The organism is Mucilaginibacter sp. Mucisp73, from assembly GCF_059491465.1.
Genome location: NZ_CP168507.1, coordinates 4,062,236 through 4,081,737, shown reverse-complemented (window position 1 = coordinate 4,081,737; position 19,502 = coordinate 4,062,236). Strand labels below are relative to the sequence as shown.

At 41.0% G+C, this 19,502-nt stretch carries 16 protein-coding genes and 4 tRNA genes; 2 read left to right on the top strand and 18 right to left on the bottom strand.

What is annotated here, in order from left to right; translation table 11 throughout:
* Positions 1-35 precede the first annotated feature (35 nt).
* From ACEN82_RS17040 to ACEN82_RS17025, 4 genes are all read right to left on the bottom strand, one after another.
* Complete coding sequence (locus tag ACEN82_RS17040; RefSeq protein WP_413322392.1) at positions 36-1,064, bottom strand: LacI family DNA-binding transcriptional regulator; 1,029 nt, start codon at positions 1,062-1,064, stop codon at positions 36-38.
* 158 nt (positions 1,065-1,222) lie between these two features.
* Positions 1,223-1,295: transfer RNA gene (locus ACEN82_RS17035), tRNA-Lys, on the bottom strand.
* An 87-nt stretch (positions 1,296-1,382) separates the two neighbouring features.
* Positions 1,383-1,455 (bottom strand) — tRNA-Lys (locus tag ACEN82_RS17030).
* A 133-nt stretch (positions 1,456-1,588) separates the two neighbouring features.
* The gene (locus tag ACEN82_RS17025; RefSeq protein ID WP_413322393.1) at positions 1,589-2,611 is read right to left on the bottom strand and encodes a WD40/YVTN/BNR-like repeat-containing protein; all 1,023 of its coding nucleotides are present in this window, start codon (positions 2,609-2,611) and stop codon (positions 1,589-1,591) included.
* 140 nt (positions 2,612-2,751) lie between these two features.
* On the opposite strand from ACEN82_RS17025, the gene ACEN82_RS17020 reads away from it, so the two are divergent.
* Both ACEN82_RS17020 and ACEN82_RS17015 read left to right on the top strand, forming a co-directional pair.
* Positions 2,752-2,835: transfer RNA gene (locus ACEN82_RS17020), tRNA-Leu, on the top strand.
* A 63-nt stretch (positions 2,836-2,898) separates the two neighbouring features.
* Positions 2,899-2,982, top strand: a tRNA-Leu gene (locus ACEN82_RS17015).
* Positions 2,983-3,001: 19 nt separating this feature from the next.
* On the opposite strand, the gene ACEN82_RS17010 is transcribed toward ACEN82_RS17015, so the two are convergent.
* From ACEN82_RS17010 to ACEN82_RS16945, 14 genes are all read right to left on the bottom strand, one after another.
* A complete protein-coding gene (locus tag ACEN82_RS17010) occupies positions 3,002-3,253 on the bottom strand; it encodes a hypothetical protein (protein ID WP_413322394.1) in 252 nt (83 codons plus the stop codon).
* A 517-nt stretch (positions 3,254-3,770) separates the two neighbouring features.
* A complete protein-coding gene (locus ACEN82_RS17005; RefSeq protein WP_413322395.1) occupies positions 3,771-6,323 on the bottom strand; it encodes a GDSL-type esterase/lipase family protein in 2,553 nt (850 codons plus the stop codon).
* Entirely contained in the window at positions 6,323-6,937 is a 615-nt protein-coding gene (locus ACEN82_RS17000) for a DUF6712 family protein (protein WP_188833088.1), read from the bottom strand. Before ACEN82_RS17000 ends, ACEN82_RS17005 begins: the two co-directional genes overlap by 1 nt.
* 177 nt (positions 6,938-7,114) lie before the next feature.
* Positions 7,115-8,398, bottom strand: a complete 1,284-nt coding sequence (locus ACEN82_RS16995; RefSeq protein ID WP_413322396.1) for a hypothetical protein — start codon at positions 8,396-8,398, stop codon at positions 7,115-7,117.
* Positions 8,395-8,643, bottom strand: a complete 249-nt coding sequence (locus tag ACEN82_RS16990; protein WP_413322397.1) for a hypothetical protein — start codon at positions 8,641-8,643, stop codon at positions 8,395-8,397. Before ACEN82_RS16990 ends, ACEN82_RS16995 begins: the two co-directional genes overlap by 4 nt.
* Before the next feature lie 85 nt (positions 8,644-8,728).
* Entirely contained in the window at positions 8,729-9,316 is a 588-nt protein-coding gene (locus ACEN82_RS16985; RefSeq protein WP_413322398.1) for a hypothetical protein, read from the bottom strand.
* 148 nt (positions 9,317-9,464) lie between these two features.
* Positions 9,465-10,673 carry a hypothetical protein gene (locus ACEN82_RS16980; RefSeq protein WP_413322399.1) on the bottom strand — a complete coding sequence of 403 codons (1,209 nt, stop codon included), beginning with the start codon at positions 10,671-10,673 and terminating at the stop codon, positions 9,465-9,467.
* A 114-nt stretch (positions 10,674-10,787) separates the two neighbouring features.
* Positions 10,788-11,384 carry a hypothetical protein gene (locus ACEN82_RS16975; protein ID WP_413322400.1) on the bottom strand — a complete coding sequence of 199 codons (597 nt, stop codon included), beginning with the start codon at positions 11,382-11,384 and terminating at the stop codon, positions 10,788-10,790.
* Between the two features lie 73 nt (positions 11,385-11,457).
* Entirely contained in the window at positions 11,458-11,988 is a 531-nt protein-coding gene (locus tag ACEN82_RS16970) for a head maturation protease, ClpP-related (RefSeq protein WP_413322401.1), read from the bottom strand.
* Positions 11,989-12,310: 322 nt separating this feature from the next.
* Positions 12,311-12,550, bottom strand: coding sequence for a hypothetical protein (locus ACEN82_RS16965; protein ID WP_413322402.1), 240 nt, complete (start codon positions 12,548-12,550; stop codon positions 12,311-12,313).
* 344 nt (positions 12,551-12,894) lie between these two features.
* Positions 12,895-15,453, bottom strand: coding sequence for a hypothetical protein (locus ACEN82_RS16960; protein ID WP_413323006.1), 2,559 nt, complete (start codon positions 15,451-15,453; stop codon positions 12,895-12,897).
* Positions 15,454-15,899: 446 nt separating this feature from the next.
* The gene (locus ACEN82_RS16955) at positions 15,900-16,466 is read right to left on the bottom strand and encodes a hypothetical protein (protein ID WP_413323007.1); all 567 of its coding nucleotides are present in this window, start codon (positions 16,464-16,466) and stop codon (positions 15,900-15,902) included.
* A 208-nt stretch (positions 16,467-16,674) separates the two neighbouring features.
* On the bottom strand, positions 16,675-17,244 hold the full coding sequence (locus ACEN82_RS16950) for a hypothetical protein (protein WP_413323008.1): 570 nt from the start codon (positions 17,242-17,244) through the stop codon (positions 16,675-16,677).
* Between the two features lie 456 nt (positions 17,245-17,700).
* Positions 17,701-19,437, bottom strand: a complete 1,737-nt coding sequence (locus tag ACEN82_RS16945; protein ID WP_413323009.1) for a hypothetical protein — start codon at positions 19,435-19,437, stop codon at positions 17,701-17,703.
* Between the last annotated feature and the right edge of the window lie 65 nt (positions 19,438-19,502).

Sequence of the window (19,502 nt, the reverse complement as noted above, 5' to 3'; positions counted from 1 at the left end):
TGTCTCCTACGTTTAAGAACGATATTTAACAATCTCTAACTGGCTGTTGATGCTCTTGCTATTAATTGCGATGGCATTATCAGTTCCTGCTTGGCTTCATTAAGCCGCCCGGACAAGCGGCCGAAAAGGATTTCCGCTGCTTGCTTCCCCATATCATATGCAGGTTGTAAAATAGTAGTAAGCGATGGATTAAGTATGGCCGCGGTAATTTGATTGGTAAAACAAACAACTTTTACATCGCAAGGGATCTGTAGTTTCAGTTCATCGCAAGCCAGATAAGTTGCGGTAGCCAGCTGTTCAACGGTAGCTATAATACCATCGGGTTTAACGGTTGCCAAATGCGCTTTGATTATATTTATATTTTCGTCGGTATATTTGTTGGAGCAGGTTACTATTCCTACATCTTTAACTACAAACCCATTGTCACTTACAGCATCACGATATCCTTGTTCGCGGGCGGTTAAAATAGAAGGATAGCCGCTGATGGTAACCAGTGAGATGTTTTTACATCCGGCTTGCAATAAGTGTGTGGCTGCGTTGTAAGCGCTATTATAGTCGTCGGTTACTATTTTATCCGCAGTAATATCCTCGCACACCCTGTCAAAAAAAACTATGGGGATGCCTGTTTCCTGTAATGTTTTAATATGCCCGGTATCCTGGGTGCTGCTGGCTACCGACATAATGAGGCCATCAACGCGTCCGCTGGCCAGGTCGTTAAACATGGATGCTTCTCGTTCATAACTGTCATGGGTAAGGTAGATCAGCGCATGGTATTTTTTTGGCGCGACAATACTTTCAATGCCGTTAATGGCCTGGCTAAAAAAGCTGTCGGCAATTTCGGGTATAATGATGGCTATAGTATTGCTGCTTTGTTTGCGGAGACTGCTGGCATAAGCGTTAGGTACGTAATTTAAACGCCTGGCGGCTTCCATTACCCTCAGTTTGGTTTCAGGACTTATATCATAGCTATCGCGCAGCGCTTTGGATATGGTTGCGGTTGAAAGGTTAAGCTCTTTCGCAAGCGTTTTCATATTCACCTTATCGTTCTTATTACCGCCGGTCATTTTTAGTATTGGTTGTGCTTAATTGTGGAGCAATATAACGAAAAAGATGTTCAGTAGTTTCGACGCGACTCAACCTGAACGGAAGAAGGGCGTTTATATGTTAAAACAATGCTGGGTACGGTTTAAATAAGAAAAGGCACAATTTCTTGCGCCTTACGTGATCCCGCTGGGACTCGAACCCAGGACCCCAACATTAAAAGTGTTATGCTCTACCGGCTGAGCTACGGAATCATTCTTTAAATTTTTCGCTTACTAAGGCGTGGCTGTTTAAAGGCAGCTTTTGTTTTTAAATAAAAAAGCCTCTTTTCAAAGGCTTTGTGATCCCGCTGGGACTCGAACCCAGGACCCCAACATTAAAAGTGTTATGCTCTACCGGCTGAGCTACGGAATCATACTTTTCAACTTCTTGGTTCGGTTAACCGTTTCCGTTTAAAGTGGTGCAAATATAGGGTTCTTAATTATTCCCTGCAAGCTATTTTTTAAATTAATGTTAAGGTTTTTTTAAGCCGTTAAAAACCAGTAAACTACAATTTTAGAACGGCTATTTTACCACTATTCCCGGCTAATAATACAAGCTTACCATGTTTTGCCTTGCGGCAAACATTAAAACTTGTGCTATCTATTTGTTTCCATGTTTGGCCGCCGTCAGTAGTAATATTACTCCCGGGCGTGCCTGTGGAAAGAAATATCCCGGATTTTATGTGCTCAACACTTGATTGAAAACCTGCCGGCCCTGTTTGGGATGGTGTAAATGTGAGGACAGGGTGAACCGCCAGGATAGTCGCCACTGAATCTGTTTTTTTATCACTGGCATAATCACCTCCGACAATAATACCGGCATTTTGCCCTATCGATATTGAAAAAGCGCCTTCACTGCTTTTTCCATGTGTAAGTGGAAGGTTTGAATACTGCCATTGATCATTGTGAGGCTGTAAGGAAATAAGCCTGGCGTTACTACCTCCTGAAACGATGTATATCGCCTCTTTGCCCGATACTCTGAGGCATGTGCCACTTGCGGCAAACGATGCCTCTCCCGGCAGCGCATTTGGGGTATTATTCGACTCGTTCCAGGTTTCACCGCCGTCTTTGGTTTCCAGTAATAAAAATTTATTGTTGATCGGGTCGCCTAAGATGTAGCCATGAAGGTTATCGGCAAAATCCATAGCGTCTAAAAAATAGGTGGTATCCGTTTTTCGATATTTTTCATGCCAGGTTTGTCCGCCATCAATTGTTTTCAAGATGAGGGACGGCGTGCCCGAACTCATGATTACAGCCTCTTTGTCGTTGAAAGCTTCAATATCCCGAAAGTCGGATTTTTCATAACCCTTTATTTGTTGCCAACTCCAGGTTTTGCCGCCGTCGTTTGTTTTGGCGATGTATCCTTTGCTGCCGCTTATCCATGCTGTATTATCATCAACTACAGATAAACCACGGACGCTTGTTGGCTTATCCTGTTGTAAAATGGTAATAGTTTGGGCTTTCAGGACAGAATTGAACCACAAAGAAAAAAGTAGGGTACCTGAAATAAAAATGCGGTTTAGTTTCATTACGTTTGATATAAAGAGTTTTATGAAACCTAAGTTAGATTTTCAAAGGCCGTTAAACAACATAATATTGATTTTTTAATTTATTAAGTTGCAATTTGCCGGAAACGATTATATTTGCACGCTTGTTAATAAAACGATAAGCCCGGATGGCGAAATTGGTAAACGTTGCGGTCTCAGAAGCCGTTGAGAATTGTCTCTTGAGAGTTCGAGTCTCTCTTCGGGCACGCCTTTTTTAAAGTAAGAAAAATTAGAATGTGAGAATTGAAAGATTCTCACATTTTTTAAAAGCCCAGGTGGCGAAATTGGTAGACGCACCATCTTGAGGGGGTGGCATTCGTAAGGATGTACGAGTTCGAATCTCGTTCTGGGCACACCTCTTAAACAATGTATTTAAGATCTCTTCCCCTCTTTTAATCCGCGGACTTCCTGCTGTAATACATTAACTTGTCCTTCAAGTACCTTTAATCTGATCTCGTTGATCCTGCTTTGTGTTTCCTGCGATGAACGGATATCTTTAATGTCGCCTTTCAATTGGAAGTAGCCTGTCATTACCGAAACAACAATACTTATGGTGCTGGCTATGGTGACTATCATATTCTTTATGGTAATGCCCCTGATCTCTCTGTGTTCAAATGTTGTCATGATGTAGATATTATAAATTGGTTGGGAAATGCGCTGGTATTTAATTGCTTGCGCTATAATGGTGGTGGGTAAAATCGCAAAATCCCCATTTAAAAAATAAAACGAATGGTATATTTTTTACGCGATTTTGATATGCATGGTAAATCCTAAAGTCCCTAAAAAAGATTTAATCGGGCTTTAAGATTCAGAGAAATTTAATTAACAAAGCCTTTTATAAGCCTCCGCCAATTAAAATACCCTGCTTGGCTATGATAAAGCAAACAAGAAAAAAGGTAATTTTGTTAATAGTTTTAAATTGGGTATATTACAGTATAAATGAATGGTTTTAATAGCTAAGGCATGTTATTTTATATTAAAAATCTTATTTGTAGGTATAATATTCATTACTGGATATACAAACCAAATGAGCGTACTTGCAAATGGTGTGGCAAAAAAATGATTGCGCTTGACGAAGGCCCCTCAACAGGTTGGGATCAATCGTGTAGCTGGATAGAACCATCTGAACATCCATCAACGATCAAAGAAACGCTGTCCACGCGAAAGTAGACCCTACTACTGCCGGAGCAGATGAACTATAATTTAACCGAATATTAACCCCACTGACAACTGATATACTTGCTATAATGGCTGAACGAGCATCTGAATTCATTGGAGTAACACTAAACCCTTTAAGCGTCTGATCACTTGAAAGGCCTGTTGAAATAGTGTTTGTAAAATCATAATGATCAGTAGTGTAAATTCCTGATGCAATAGTATTACCATCTAATAATCTTATAAAAGGAAACCATCCATCACTTGTGCTACCTGATCGATACCAAAACTGATTTCCATAAAAGCCCCGGCCATGTACATACTGATTTATTGTGCCATTGCTACCTTTTGACCTGAATGTTATTACTTGTCCTTGAACCGGAAATGTTGAGCTTGCCTCGAATTGGCTTAACCCTAAGGGATAATCGGAAGGTGGTTGAGTAGCTGTGAACACATTCGCAGGCACAAAATTGTTATTAATGACTGGTCTGAAAATTGACGGGAAAATAACATTGAAAAGCTTATCGGCCTGCCATGCATAAAATACAGACTGTGGGTGTAAACGATCTCCCATATAATCAGAGGCGTTTCTTGCATCTTGCCACATAGCATAAGTGTCAAAAAATACACATTGATATTTACGTGCTAATGATTTTAAGCCTTTTCGATAATCTTCTATCCAAATCTCACCGCTATAACTTCCACTTATGTGGTCTTGATGGGTATTTGGGGTACATAAAATAATTGATAGTTTATCTTTAGTAAAATTAGAATTTGCCCTAATTATTGCTAAACCACTTTCTACAAGATCGATGGATTGCTTAGCGGTTTTTCCGTCTTGTGCATCGTTAATACCATATCTAAGAATATATAAATCCATCGGAGTAGACATAGATAAATCAGAGGGCAAAACGGTGTTAACCCAACTAACGTTTGATAAACCAAGAGCACTACTTGAAGACCATGTTACGTTGGTGAAATTGCTCCTAATAGTTAAGTTCTGTAAGAGGCTAAATATATCATATCCAGCAGTACCTCCGTCAAATACAGAAGTACTATCCCCTGATAATTGACATTTCACACCCGTACCTGCTATTAATTTTTTGTGAAAGCTCGATAGATATTCTAAGCCAAATATGTGTTGATATTTATCAGCATCGCTATTTAGCTGAACTGGTTGACCAAAATCTCCTGTTTTTATTATCCGAATGTCGCCATTTATTGGCGTACCGTATGTATTAGTTGGATTGGTTGAAACATGAAAGTCCCCGGTATCTTCTATAACACGCTCCAATGCTAACGCTGTATTTATAACCGCCGTATCATCAGCAACACCATCCCCAACAGCTCCATAATCAACCCTGAAAGATTTAATCTGCCCCGATGGTTCAGACGAGCCGCCCCCGCCACTACCAGAAGGCGCATTAATCCAATGCAAATCACCATCAGTATTGCTATTTTTTGCTAAGATCTGCCCGCTTATCCCTCCCGAAGGAATCTTAAATAAACCGGTAATTTGAGCCTGCAGCTTCCCTAATGCCTGTAAAATGCTATCGGTTGCTGATATTGCCGAGGCGCTTCCGAATCCGATACCTGTAAGTACAGCGTTTAAAACCCTCGATACCGTGAAATATTTGTTTGTCGAGCCTTCGGGTACAGCATCGGTAGTACCGGGCGACGCGACAATTTGGATGTATGCCGATCCGCCCCACCTGTATTCATTGTTGGTATCGGTAGTAATATAGATTTTTCCGGTTTCTCCGATCGCCGGCAGGGATGCATAATTGGCAATCTCCAGTACATCATCAACATAGCCGGGGAGTTGGGCTGCCGAAATCTTTCCGCTGCCATCTAAACCCGCATAGCCGTTGGGTGTATTTTTGTTTTCAATTTCCTCAAATTGTGCGCCTGAAACTATCAATGAAATTCCGCTGCCCCAGATACCGGCGGTCTTGGGGCCGAAGAAGTAATAAGAGGAGGTATTGATATAAAAATCGCCGTCGGTACCCAGGTTGTTTGCCGGATTGGTTGTTCCGTTTAATATGGTTTTGCCGTTTGTACCATTGGTACCATCCGTTCCGCTTGCTCCTTGTGGTCCCTGCGGGCCTGTTTGCATGGAGAATACCTGGTTCCATGCTCCGGCGGTCTTTTTGTAAAATATGCCGCTTACGGTGTTTATAAATGTGTCGCCATTATTACCGGTTGAGGTACCGGGGCTGGTTGTGCCGTATAGCACGGTGGTATCGCCGCTGCTTCCGGTGGCTATGGTGTAAACAATTGTCCAAACACCTGCTATTTTTTGTGCAAAGGAGCCTGCTGCAGTGTTTATAAATACGTCCCCGTTTTTACCGCTTGTGTTTTGCGGAAGCACCGGGCCGAAGGTTAGGTTAGCTCCCGCGTTTAGCCCTGAATTGATAAATTGAAGCAGGGTGGCAAAATCGAATTGATAATCGGCATTGTTGCTGATCAGGATTGATCTGTCTTCGGTATTTATAGTGTCTGCTATCGGGAGCTCGCTTATTTTTTTATCGTTCGCCATCAGTTTAAAAATTCGGTTATTGGTAAATTGTAATTGTTAATTGTGCCCGGATAGTTGAAATCATTTTTGTCGATACCACGAATCCGCGGACCGGACTGGCGGCTGCTTTTATTCTTTTCGTTGTAGCGCCAAAGCGGAAAGTTTTCCTGGTTATCTCTTAAAAATTTTTCTATATCATTGGCATAAGCATTGGCTATACTGCGCTGCTGCTGCACCAGTTTTACAATCTCGGGCGATGAAAGGGCATTGCCGTTATCGTGGCGTTTGATAACTGGTCCAGTTGCAGTGTAGTGTACAGCGTCGTTTTCAATAAAGCGGGCAAAGGTGAAATAAACCAGGGCGGGAGCGAGGCCTTCGTATAATACGATGCGGCCATACTCGTCAAGATATTCGCTGCCGTTTAACAGATCTTTATAAGCCTGCGGCGCATCATCTTTTATAGTGCCGTCATCATTGCAATAGGTTATTAGCTGGTAGTACAAAGCATATCCTAAAAATGGTTTTAGGTCAAGCTCCTGGGCCTTTTTGATAAATACTTTGAGCCGTTCGGGTTTAATATTTATGTTAATGTCTTCGTATTGCTGAAATATGGTTTGATTGATTAAATAGATCATAGCGTGGCCTCCTAACTCCCGTTACGGGATTTGAAAATGTTGTTTATGATTGTGTTTAAGTCTTAGTTCTAAGTCTTGAGTCGGAAGTCTTAAGTCGTTTTTTGTTTAAATTAGAATGATGAAAATGATAAGGCTTAAGCAGCTTTTAGAACTTACGACTAAAGACTGATGACTTAATTAAGCGCACATTGCTTCGGCTTCGGCTTGTTTAAAACCATAAGCGTATATCAACGCAGCTATTTTGTTTTTTTGAGGAATGGCCGATTGCAGGAGCCCGTTGATGGCGTTTCCGGCCTTGATACCTGGGCTATCATCGGCTGCTATCGCTGTTACGGGTACGATGTTCCAGTTATTACCGGGAATTATATTTCTGTAAAAACGATTGAAAATTTCAGCTAAAGTTTCTGACAGGTCAAGCCTGTCGGCCGCGGTATTGTCATTGAACTCAAGAATAGCCTGCTTCTTTTCGCTGCCGTTGCTTAACCCTGATGATTTTTCGGCGTTGATCAATTCTTTTGGCACCGAAAAGCCTTTAATGATGCGGGCTTCCACAGATCGTTCCGTCGTTTCAAACAGTTTATCGTTATTCTGAATAGGGTAGGCTTTGAATTCCGGTTTTGAGTTTTCATCTTCATATTCAATTACGATGATCTTTTGCGCGCTTTTTGCACCCTGAAATGCGCCGAGGTCTTTTTCAAGCTGCGATGGGATATTGGCCGCTGAGTACTCATCGGCATCAGGCCTGGTGTTTTCGGCCTCCTCGCGGCGCGACTGCATAAAAAGCATGGTTGATGGCAGAAACCCGGTGGTTACCTCCCTGTTGTTGAAAATCTTGATCCCGGCCTCGGTTTCAAAATCTTCCCATACCGAATCTGCTTCAATTAACGGGTAATCATCAACTTCCGGATTAAAATAAAACAACTGTCCTTTGTAATGTTCCCATCCGCCGGCCCGGGATACCTGTTCCCGGATCATCTGCGGATCAGGGTTATACCTGTCTAAAAAAGTGATCTTGCTGCGCATGATGTTTTTCCAGGTTTTGCGGCCCCAATCCGAGTATAGCGCGTATTTATCGGCTGTTTCCGGGGTATCAGTATCACCCATGCGGATATCCTCGAATTTTACGTAACTCACCGATACGATCTTGAAATCAGCATTGTAATTTACGTGAATGCCGAAACCCATAAAAAGTGCTTTATCAGTTGCCAATCCTTTTAATAGCTTGGCAAGGGTCAAGCCTTTAGAGTTAATTACCTGTTTGCCGAGGTCTCTTTCTTCAAACCCGTTACCGGCAATGAATTTTGTTCGTTTGTTCCAGCAGTCTTTTGCTGTAGGTGATCCGGCTACCAACTCGAGCATGCGCTGCGGATAAGCATTATCCAGGTCATAGTTAAGAATACCATAGGTTTGGTTTGGTCTTACCAGTATTCGCCGTTCAATTTGCGGAAGGTAGGTTTTCATTTTGAACCTCCTTTGTTTGAATCTTTATTAGCCATTGATTTGCGCCTATTCTTAGATTGGATTATAACTCCCCCTTCAGGGTGACGGGAGGCAAACAGCGCTTCTATATGTGGATATCGTTGTAAGTACCATTCTGCTTCTTCATCGCTCAGGTTTTCATTGCAATGTATTGCTGCCGAACCAGGTACAAATTGATGAAAGCCGGGTTTAAGCATGTATTTCTTTGTTATTGCGTCATTAGTCATTTGGTCATTAGTTTTAGGTTAGAAAAATTAGATCTTAATGGTCATTAGCCATTATACAATGACTAATGACCTCATGACACAATGATTATGCTGTAACCAGCGCCTCGAGGGCCGCTAAAGTGCTGGCATAAGTGGCACTGCCGGTGCCGGGAGCAATAGATACCGCGCGGGGAGGGTAGGGCTCTTTCATTTTATCAGGATTGGTAAGCTTCAGTTTGTAACCACCGTCAAGTGATTCGTCTGCGGCATTACGTTCGGCATCGGTTAGTATCAATCCGTTTACCGCGCCAAAAAGTTCAATAGCTGAATCACTCGTTTTGTAATTGTTAACCGCTATGGCGCGTACACGGCCATATCCCATGGCCATAAGCTGGCCTTTGATATCAACAGATAAACCTGCTATGTTGAAATCTATCTCTTCGGTATAACGCGGGCCTACCTGTGTTTTTGTTTGTTTGGAAGTAGTATTGAAACTGTTATTTGTTCCTTCAAATTTGTAAACTTTGGCATTGCTCACAGCGGTTAATCCTTTAACAATAAGCGGGTTGGTTGTGTCATAAGTGAGCACAACATCATCCGCATTGAAAATATAGATCACATCCTCAATACCCGAGGTAATAGGTTCATCAGTGCCCAGGCTAAAACCTGCGTTTATTTTATTATAAATTGACATGGAGATTAATTAGTTAGTGAATTAGTGAATTAGTGATTTAGTGAATTAGTGGATCAAGGAGTTGCTGAATTAATGATTTAGTGAATTATACATTTAATATGAAAGGCAAATTCACTAAATCGCTAATTCAATAACTCAATAATTGATTCTAAGCAGAGAGGTAGAACAGTTCGTTGGCAAATTTGAAATTTACGGCCGCTTTCATACGGGCTTTCATGCGTACCACGTTATCGTTGGTGTAAGGCTTCAGATAAACGGTTGATAGCTCAGAAGCATCACCTAACAGGTCGACACCAAGGAACAGGTTTGACGACCTTGCACCTAAAATGGTATTAGCCTGCCAGTGGTTCATGATCTGGAGCGGAATACCCAGGTAGTCCATCTTTTTCATATCAGTAAAAGCGTTGATAACGTTTAATGCCTTGTTTGCCTGCGCCTGGGCATACGCATAACCCACATGTAAAGGAATCTGTAAGTTAAAATCTTCCTGGATCCTGTCGGCAGGGTCAAGTTGGGCATAAACACTGCCTAGCACCTGCAATACATTGCTTACGTTAATGTAGTTTACTGTAGCCGCGGTGGCTGTGCCGCTAAAAGTTGCAGGCCTACGGCTGTTAACTTCATTGTAGTTACGCACCAGCTTAAACGAGGTGGCGCTCGCTACCTGAATAAAGTAAGATTGGCCCTGAACAGCGATACCTGGCGCGCCATTGGTAGTATCCTTGCTGGTGCCGGTTACCGCGGTGATTGTAACAACATCGCCATCAGCGAGGGTTGAGGTATCGGCCACGGTTACAATGCCGTTTGCATCAATTGCGGTGGCTGCTAATGAGGTGGCAGGTTTGCTTAAACCTACCTTATAAACGCCTGAAGCCGCAGCTATTGATGGGAGCAGGCCGGGGAAATCGGCGGTGAAGGCTGCTTCTTTGGTGGCACCTTTGCCAAGCCAGTACAAGCGTTCGTTAGCAATCTGGATTTTTGTTAAATAACGCTGCACCATAAAGTCCGACAGGTCAACCACACCTTCGTAATCCATAAAGGCACCGGGTTTAAGGGCCTGAGCTTCCCAGCTTTGGGCCAGCTTATCCCATTGTTCTTGTTTCATAAATTCGTAAACCACGGGGTCAAGATAGCTTTCGGTTTGGTGAGCGGTTGTACCCTGATCGGTAAAGATACCCGAAGGGTTTTGCAGTACAACGTCGTCATCAACATCAAGGATCACCTTGCGGGCTTTTACGTCGTTAATTACGGTGAGCAGGCCACGCTTAACTGAATCTGCTTCGAGTAATGTGCTTGCCATAAATCCTGCCAGCGCTTCGCCGGCGTAGGTGTTGTTTGTAAATGTAAATTGAGCCATAAAGTTTAGCCCCCCGGCCCCCTAAAGGGAGAGCTTTTGATTGTTTTAAACGTATAGGGATAGTGAGAATGGGTTAATTAGATATGAGAAGGATAAGGTAATGTGGTGGTAGTTTTAGGAAGCTATTGCTTTTTTAACCGCGTTTTTCGCGATTTCAGTTTGCGGGGCAAAAAACGGAGCGGGCTCTGAGTGGGTTTTATTGCTGCGCTTTGAGCTTTCGGGTATAAAGGTTGATTTGATTTCGTTCTTTACTTCAGTACGTGTTTTCTGCAGGCGGTTGTTGGCTTCCTCAAGCGCGCTACGGGCTTCTGTTAACAGTGCGTTTTGCGCGTGTAAGCGGGCTTTTAATTGTTGCATACGGTTTTGCACATCGGCAGGCTTTTTAGCTGATTTAGATTTGCTTTCCGGCAGATCCTCGTCTTCGTCTTCTGCTTCCGGTGCATTTTCGGGATCGGCAGGTGTTACTGTCTGAATCTTTCCCTGTTTAACGTCCAGTTGTTTGCCATCGGCGCAGGTATAAGTATCACTTATGGCAGGTGTAGTCATGTCTTCGTCCTGATAAACCTCGGCACCTTCTTCAATTTGGCCGGCGTGGTGCAGCGTCCCCTTATCGGTGATGGTTTGCTTGTTTACCACTTTTTTAAAAAAGTTCATGATCTTGTCTAATACCGAGGTGGTTTTTTCGATGAGTTCTTTGTTTTCGGTGTTCATGTTGTTGTTTTTTATGTTTAAGATTTTGTTAATGCATCGCTGGTAAACTGCGGGGGCGGTGCTTGTATAGTTTTTAATAAGCGCTGTTGGTGATCTCTGTTTGATAATCTTCTATTTGGTCGATAAAACCGAGATCCAGTGCCTGATCAGCAGTCATCCAGGTTACGGAGTTGATCATGCTGTTTACGGTAATTCCGTCCAGCCCGGATTTGTCCATGTAGATCTGTGCCAGGCGCTCCTGAACTACATTTAACATTTGTACATCTTTTAAGAGTTCATCGGCGTTGCCGCCTGTGCCAACCATAGGTTTGTGAATCATAAGCAATGCGTATTTGCTCATGATCACTTTTCTGCCGCCCATTGCAACAACTGAAGCTGCCGAGGCGGCCAGCGCGTCGATATAGGTAGTAACTTTACCGGGATACTTTTTAAACAGATCATAAATAGCGATGGCATCAAATGCACTGCCGCCTACCGAACTGATGTGTACTTCAACGTCATCGCCCGCTGCCGCCTCAAGTTGGGTTTGTATGTAAACTGATGATAAATTACCCGAACCAATGCAGTCGGTTTCGGTATCGTATAAATAAATTTTGTAGCTCATATTGGTATTGTTTTTGTCCGAAAGTAGGGAAGTCAGAAAGTCCTGAAGATGGACTGGGGATTGTTAATTAGCTTGTAATAGCGGCCGTTTTTTTTACGTCTTATAATGCCGGCTGGCATGTATCAAAGGTCGTTGTTATTTTTTGTTTGGATGGTGACAGTGTTTTGTCAGTTGTTTATCTGACCCCGAATTTTTTGAATGAATTGAATTTGCTTCGGCTGATTCTGGGTATGGGCTATTTTTTGTTTAGCTGATTGACATAACAAATGTCGATACAAATTTCTTTTAATCTGGTGATAGTGTTTTGTCAGTGGAAGAATTTTTAAGCTGCTTTTTCAGAAAAACAGTTGAGTGCACGCCAAATAGTGCGTTCGTCCTTATTAAACTTGATTTCTGCCTCAAGCACAGCCTGATTTTTATTAATACCACGGGTTTGCTGCTGGGCGTTCACCCATAAATAAATTTCGCGGTACACAAATACTTTAGTGCTTATAAAGCCTGCTTTATACATGGCCGAGAAAATGCCTTCATCAAACAGGGTGTTTGCGATTTGAATATCCATAGAGGTTAGAGGTTAGAGGTTAGAGGTAAGAGGTAAGAGGTAAGAGGTAAGAGGTAAGAGGTAAGAGGTAAGAGGTAAGAGGTAAGAGGTAAGAGGTAAGAGGTAAGAGGTAAGAGGTAAGAGGTAAGAGGTAAGAGGTAAGAGGTAAGAGGTAAGAGGTAAGAGGTAAGAGGTAAGAGGTAAGAGGTAAGAGGTAAGAGGTAAGAGGTAAGAGGTAAGAGGTAAGAGGTAAGAGGTAAGAGGTAAGAGGTAAGAGGTAAGAGGTAAGAGGTAAGAGGTAAGAGGTAAGAGGTAAGAGGTAAGAGGTAAGAGGTATGTTTATTGTGATGATTGGCATAGTTCATTTAAAGGTTTACACGGTTGATAGTTTGAGCCAATATATTTTGTTGGTTATTTATGTCCTTAACATCCACATAAACAGGAGGAAAGTTATTGATCATTTGGTAGGCAAGCGTATTGGCCAGGTCCTTCACATCATTGACCGGTTGATTATAATACCTGTTGGTATTACCTCCATCGGTGAATATACCGCCGATAGCGTAACCCCGGCCTGGATTGGGTATAGAAAAATCACGGCCACCGTGAGCCACATTGATAGCGCTAACCAGGTTGCGGGCCCATGGATTACGCATGGCTTCGGATACTACAACTGCTTCACCTGAGCGAAGGTAGGCGTTGGTATTATCTGTACGGCTATAACCAGGGAGTAATGCTCCGCGGCCATCTGATTGATAGTGTAAACCACCTTTAGCATATTGCGGAGGCTTTTGCCCTACTATGGTAGCAACCTGTATTGCTGTAGAAGCTATGATGCCCGGTATAACAAACGGTGCAAGTATCCCGGTTTGAGATGTTGCTTTGGTAATCGCCAATGCACCATTGATGACGGCCTGTAATATCGACGCTTTTTGTTCGGCTTTGAACGCTTTGACTTTTTCGGCAGCTTCCTTTTTTTGATATTTATCCTCAATGGCCTTTTTCTGTGTGTTTGTCAGGTTTTTATTGCTCAGTTCAGCTGTTTTGTCGTTTTCTAATCCTCTGATTTTGGCATCACTTTGATTTTTAATATTGTTTTGTATGATAGAAAAAGCTTTGTCAGATACCTGTTGTGCGCTTTGCAATGCGAATTCTTTGCGTTGTTGCTCGTATTGTTGGGTTAAAGCTGTAATGTCTTTTTGCTTTTGATCTTCCAGCGCTTTGATTTTTTCGGCGTTACCGGTAGCGAGCCATATCTCATAGGCATACTTATCATTAATAAGTTGTTTCTCGACATCTAATTTTTGGCCGGGCAGTAATGCTTTATCAACCTTTTTTTGATCCTTTGCCATAGTATCCTCATGTTGTTGAGCATCAATCATGGCCTGCATTTGCTTTTTGGCTTCATTAAAATCATTTTTATTGAAAAACTGAATTTTATCACCAATACCAAGATGAAACTTCTGCTGAAGTTCTTCGCTCTTTTTGTTGTAATCTTCCTGGCTGATCAGCTTTTTACTAAACACATCATTTAATGCAACAAGCTCAATGTCGTAGCTTTGTTTATCAAGTTCAATTTGTTTGGCAAAGTCAATTGCTTTAGCTTGCAATAAATCGGCGCCTCTTTTTTCATGAGCAATATTTTGTTTATGATCTACATGCGAAGAACCTATAGCGTCAGATGTCTTTTTTAATTGCGCAAGTCTTTGGTTTAATCTTGCTAATCTGTTGCTTGTTTCGCTGCCATTGGTCTTGGCATCAGGCATTTTCAAAAGCTCGGCAACACGTTGTTTAATGGCCTTTATTGTGATAAATTTATCATCAGAAGCAAAATCTTTCAGCTCTTTTAGCTTGTGTCCTAAATTTACCAGTCGGTTGCTTGTATTGGCATCGGACTTATTTTTCTCAATTTTTTTTGATAAGCGGGATATACGATTTTCTATGTCATCTATTGTTTTAAGCGCATTGTCGGGGACTTCAAATTTCTCAGCATAACTTTCGGCTTGTTTGTCTAACTGCTGATATAAACTTGCCGTTGCTTCTGACAGGTTTTTGCTTTTATTCTTTGCTATGGCAAGTTCTTTATCTGCATTTTGCTGTTGTATAGTTAAGAATATTTTCGCCCTTGCGGTAGACGCGGCACCATATTTCTCTTTTCTGTCGGCTTCCACTTTTTCAAAGTTTGATAATGCGTTATGAGATTCTATGCTCTTTTCTTCTGCAGCTTGAATCTCTTTTTGCGACTCTATAATTTGATCCGTGTTGTTATTTAATAATGCAGTTGCTGCGGCCCGGTAGTACATCATTTGGATATAATCTTTACCGTGTTTTACAATATTTCTCTCAGCGAAATCCAGATTATTCGTTTTACCGAGTGTTTCGCCTAAAGTTTCGTTATATTTTGCCAAAACCTCTTTTTTTTCTGCATATCCATTCTTCGCTAATTTTATTTTCGCTGTGAGCTCCATAACATCAGAAATAGCTTTTTTATACCCCGAACCTTTAAAAGCTTCTCCCATTGCCTGTTGTTTTATTTTAAGCTCATCTATAGCGTCGCCGCCTTTGAATAATGCCGACACCCAATCAATGATCACTCCACTGTAGTTTGCCAACAAAGTAATGCCTACAGAAATAAGTGAGTTCCAGGATAGCATTGATGAGGCTAATTCCTTTAATATGTTCTTAGGCTTTTGCCCTGATGCTGCGAGCTCCTTATTTTGCTCATTCAGTTTTTGCATAGCGTCTACAACCTCTGGTAGTTTTTCGCCAAGTGCTTTAAGTCCATCCTTTATGCCATCAGCAAATTCAGGTAGTTTGCTATTTACGCCAATTATTGAGGTCTTTAGTGCATCTAAGGCATTTTTATATGCTTCAGCCTTCTTGATGTCATCGTCGGTTATACCCGCGTTGTTGTTTTGATTTATCATGGTATGTTTTGTTGAAGTTTATATTATAAACAGATTTTGATGTCCTGTACCTCCGTTCTCTGAGCTTTTTGGATATTGTAATTTACAATATGCCAATTGGCGTATTGTAAATGGGTTTAACAATAATTCAGTTAATACAATCCTGTTTAACAACGAGGAATGATTTCTTGATTACAATTTCTTAGCGCCCCGTGGGGAATTCAAAATATAGTTACTACATTAAAATCCTGGGCAGGATCAGCAGCAGGCACTGCTGTTGTCGACATGATGTTAAACGACAGTGGGAAAGGAGTTGTTTAACACCAATGCTCCGTAGAATGTCTGTATCTTGCGGACTTCAATGGAAAACGAAGAAAATAATCGCTGACAACATTTTTTAAGTAAATAACGCTATCATTTCACACACAGGCTGACTTTTAAAAGTCCACCTGTATGTGAATTCAATACTATTTGTCTGCTTTCGAGCTTACTCGCGTAAGATCAACTTGAATTTCCGGGTTATTAAAGAGGAATTCCGGGGGAGAACTACTGATATCAATTTGATCAGTATCCCTTTTTGAAAAATTGCCACTTATCCAAACTTTATCTCCGTTATATAAATTTGCTAAAGAGTCTTTAACGGAGATTTGATCAAATGTTACAGCTGCATGGATGAGAATGGAATAATTTTGCGGGTTTTTATCGTCAAGAACCTTTCCCAAAGGAGTTATAAACGTTACATCGATATATTTTGAGGGCCAATCTTCTACTTTCAGTTTATAAATGGTTACCGGCCATTTGTGAAATGAACTTTTAAGAGAATCAAGGATGAAGCTATTCAATTTTTCTTTCTCTGCATCAAATAATTCAGACTTTTTTATTTCATTATATTCAGAGTTGTAAAGAGAATCGTACATAGATAGGCGCTTAACCAGGGACAATTGTTGTACAGTACGATCGTCCTTAACGCGTTCCGACACCGGTTGGCAGCTGTAAAAGAGAAGAGACAGTAAAAAGATTTTTGAATATTTCATCGCGTAAGGTTGTTGACTAATTTTTTTAGTAAAAATATATATATAAACAATTGTGGCAAATTTTTAATCAGCTTTAATTTAGTTGCCGTTGCTAAAATAATTGAATTGACCCCGTAAATCTGGTACCGAACCATTATTAATTTCGATAGGTAAAGCTTAAACGCTATGATTATTAAAACAGCTTTAGCCAAGTATGCTTATTTAAAATTTATTTCTTGATTGCTCTAAAGGTATGAAGTTCTTTATCCCCTATTTCAAATAGTGTCACATAAAGTGGGCCTTCGTCAAACTCGTATCCTGCAGGTAGTGCATCCACATAATCTTTAACTAATGCTTTTTTGTTTGTCGTTATCGAAAGGAAAGTCATAGGATGATATTTATTCTCTGTATTCGCCATGCCATATATTTCATACCCGGTATAATTGCCTATATAGGCAGTTTTATACTTACACAAACTATCGCTGTTTATGGACCAGGCGCATCGCATCATAAAAGGTCTGCCTGATGAATTACTATTTACAGGTTTGATTTTTCTATACAAGGAAATATTGTACGGTCCATAAGTTGAGGTATTATTAATGAGCCGGTTTTTAGCATAAAGTTTATCATTTACTTTAAAGTGATTGTATTTTAGGGTCAGATAATAAAGTATCAGATAGCTTTTGTTATACCAAAATGTGGCAGACCCCGCTGTTACTATGAAAAGGATACTTATTAACCAGATAATTTTTTTTTTCGTTTTTTTATTGCATTGCTCCGGTCTTTCGATTTTAAACATGATAATGTAGGTTTGCTAATTTTATTGGTAAATATAAGCGGCTGTTTCTATAAAAAAAATTATTGGGGCTAAATATTTTAACATTTTAACATTTTAATATTACAATAATTTATTGAAGAATTGTTTTTTTACAGTCTTAAAGAGGTTATCCCAATTTCACCAATTCTACTTTTGTCGGTTGCCCCTTACGCCAACTGTCAATCTTGTTGATGTAATAATAACAACTATCCTGCGCAAGATAAACGGGAATGAGTAAATCAAGCTCAAGGATATCGCGGGACGTAAGCAAAAAATATCTGACTACCTTTTTGGTTTGCGTAAGTATTTTTTCGAGCTGCGGATAATACTTCGTTTTTAAGCCAGACTGTATGCTACCGTTAACTCCCGGTTTATCGCTAAAACAGAGGTTAAATTCACCGTCGGGTTTATAAAAATAGGGCACCGATACCACGTCATTTACCCCAACAGTCTTTCGCCGTCAGTAAATTTTACCGTAGGATAATCTTTAAGATTGAGCAGGTTTAACTTTTGATCAATCAATATTCTTGGTGATGTACTGATGCTGAAATCGTTGGTATCACTGTCAGGATCGAGCTTTTTGATTTGAGCTATTGTTCCGCCGGTGAAAGCCCGGTTAAGGGTAGGAGCAAACTGGCTTTCGAACAGGTCGACACTTGCCGGCAGGGTCTTATCTTTAACTATAATTTCAGAATCGGCCAGTTTTTTGGGTAATACGTTATCGTCATCCTTGTATTTCATGTAATTAACCTGTGCATATCCGCCGAGTTGAAAACTTATGGTTTTACCCTGATCAATACACTTGCTTGTCCAGTTTTTTGCAATTGGAATATTGGCAACGATATCTGCAAATGAATTAAAGGATACGGTGCGGGTACTGTTATCAGTTTGGCATACTATCCCAAATCGTTGCAACGTATCCTTCAATAAATCCTTCTGACTAATATCCGGAAAAATACGTTCGCATTGAACCTGTTGACCGTATAAAATTGGTTTCTGGTCAACATCAAACCTAAATGCAGCACCTTTGTGAATGAATACCGTTGTATTGTAACGGTGCAGGTGATAAGAGATAAAAACCGAATCCCCTTTATTAAGTTCAAAATCGTATGTGAGTTTTAAGTTCTTAACCGGTTCTGTGCGCTCCCTGGTGTTAGGCGGATAGGCCTTGTCGGTAAAGTTTATCGTTTGTTTTGTTGAAACACTTTCATGCCCATTTGCATCACGATAGTTTATGATGAGTTCAAAATACCCGTTATCGCCGGTATTGGCCACGCCATGCATGTCTAAGTCGAGAATGAGGCTTGCTATGCCGTTAACCCGCTCTGTTGCGTGGTATTCCTGAAAGCCAATTGGTAATGTTCTGTCCGTATTATCATTGGCGTGCATACCTAACTGCCCGCCATCAATTACAAGCTCGTTATTTGTAACGTACAACATCGATGCTGATTTACTCAAACCTTCAACTGAGTTCTGAAAATCGGTACCATGTTCAAACTCGTCATTGGCAAACTGACAAATAAGTTTAGGGTATAACTCATTTTTAAGCAAGGAGCCTGTTGCTTTATAACCTGTGTTTTTGATCATTAGTTCGATTGCAGTTTTAATGAAAAAGCCGGGGCGCATGGTGTACACATCTAAAGGTTTATCAAAATCAACTTCGTTTATCGATCCATAGTCCACAACGGGCCATATCCAGCCGTCTGTCTTTTTTTGTGAGGCGATAATAGTATCCAGATTCCAGGGGTGGTCAAAAGCCTGCCACGGCAGGTTTTTACCCAAATTGGATGTTGGGCTGCTGCTATCGCCCATGTCATAGATTTTTCCCTCCAACGCATCAAAAAAATCAACGTTACCGCTTAGTATGGTGATGTTGGCCATATCCTGTTCAATGCTGTTAAGTACAGCCAGCCCGTAAGGAATAATCTCCAGCCCATCCTGGATGATTTTTGCCTGGTAATTATCATAAGGGAGCATAGTAGTAAAAGCTATATCATCCGGGAAACCCAGGATTTGACGGTTACGCTGTGTTAGCGGGATCTTAAACTGGTTGCTGGTATTGCCCTGCTGGTTTTTAACTTCGGCCAGGTTATTGATCTGGAAGGTAAGCGCAATAGGGCTGTCATCAGTTAAATCAACCAGTTGGTCATTAATATAAAGTTGTATCTGATTCATGAAATTAGCAAATGTTAGTTGTTGATCGTTGTTTAAAACAATTGGTTTATTATCAATAATTTATT

What these genes read in the sequence shown, in the direction of transcription:
- ACEN82_RS17040 (WP_413322392.1), bottom strand. Translation starts at nt 1,064, where the DNA reads ATGACCGGCGGTAATAAGAACGATAAGGTGAATATGAAAACGCTTGCG.
- ACEN82_RS17025 (WP_413322393.1), bottom strand. Translation starts at nt 2,611, where the DNA reads ATGAAACTAAACCGCATTTTTATTTCAGGTACCCTACTTTTTTCTTTG.
- ACEN82_RS17010 (WP_413322394.1), bottom strand. Translation starts at nt 3,253, where the DNA reads ATGACAACATTTGAACACAGAGAGATCAGGGGCATTACCATAAAGAAT.
- ACEN82_RS17005 (WP_413322395.1), bottom strand. Translation starts at nt 6,323, where the DNA reads ATGGCGAACGATAAAAAAATAAGCGAGCTCCCGATAGCAGACACTATA.
- ACEN82_RS17000 (WP_188833088.1), bottom strand. Translation starts at nt 6,937, where the DNA reads ATGATCTATTTAATCAATCAAACCATATTTCAGCAATACGAAGACATT.
- ACEN82_RS16995 (WP_413322396.1), bottom strand. Translation starts at nt 8,398, where the DNA reads ATGAAAACCTACCTTCCGCAAATTGAACGGCGAATACTGGTAAGACCA.
- ACEN82_RS16990 (WP_413322397.1), bottom strand. Translation starts at nt 8,643, where the DNA reads ATGACTAATGACGCAATAACAAAGAAATACATGCTTAAACCCGGCTTT.
- ACEN82_RS16985 (WP_413322398.1), bottom strand. Translation starts at nt 9,316, where the DNA reads ATGTCAATTTATAATAAAATAAACGCAGGTTTTAGCCTGGGCACTGAT.
- ACEN82_RS16980 (WP_413322399.1), bottom strand. Translation starts at nt 10,673, where the DNA reads ATGGCTCAATTTACATTTACAAACAACACCTACGCCGGCGAAGCGCTG.
- ACEN82_RS16975 (WP_413322400.1), bottom strand. Translation starts at nt 11,384, where the DNA reads ATGAACACCGAAAACAAAGAACTCATCGAAAAAACCACCTCGGTATTA.
- ACEN82_RS16970 (WP_413322401.1), bottom strand. Translation starts at nt 11,988, where the DNA reads ATGAGCTACAAAATTTATTTATACGATACCGAAACCGACTGCATTGGT.
- ACEN82_RS16965 (WP_413322402.1), bottom strand. Translation starts at nt 12,550, where the DNA reads ATGGATATTCAAATCGCAAACACCCTGTTTGATGAAGGCATTTTCTCG.
- ACEN82_RS16960 (WP_413323006.1), bottom strand. Translation starts at nt 15,453, where the DNA reads ATGATAAATCAAAACAACAACGCGGGTATAACCGACGATGACATCAAG.
- ACEN82_RS16955 (WP_413323007.1), bottom strand. Translation starts at nt 16,466, where the DNA reads ATGAAATATTCAAAAATCTTTTTACTGTCTCTTCTCTTTTACAGCTGC.
- ACEN82_RS16950 (WP_413323008.1), bottom strand. Translation starts at nt 17,244, where the DNA reads ATGTTTAAAATCGAAAGACCGGAGCAATGCAATAAAAAAACGAAAAAA.
- ACEN82_RS16945 (WP_413323009.1), bottom strand. Translation starts at nt 19,437, where the DNA reads ATGAATCAGATACAACTTTATATTAATGACCAACTGGTTGATTTAACT.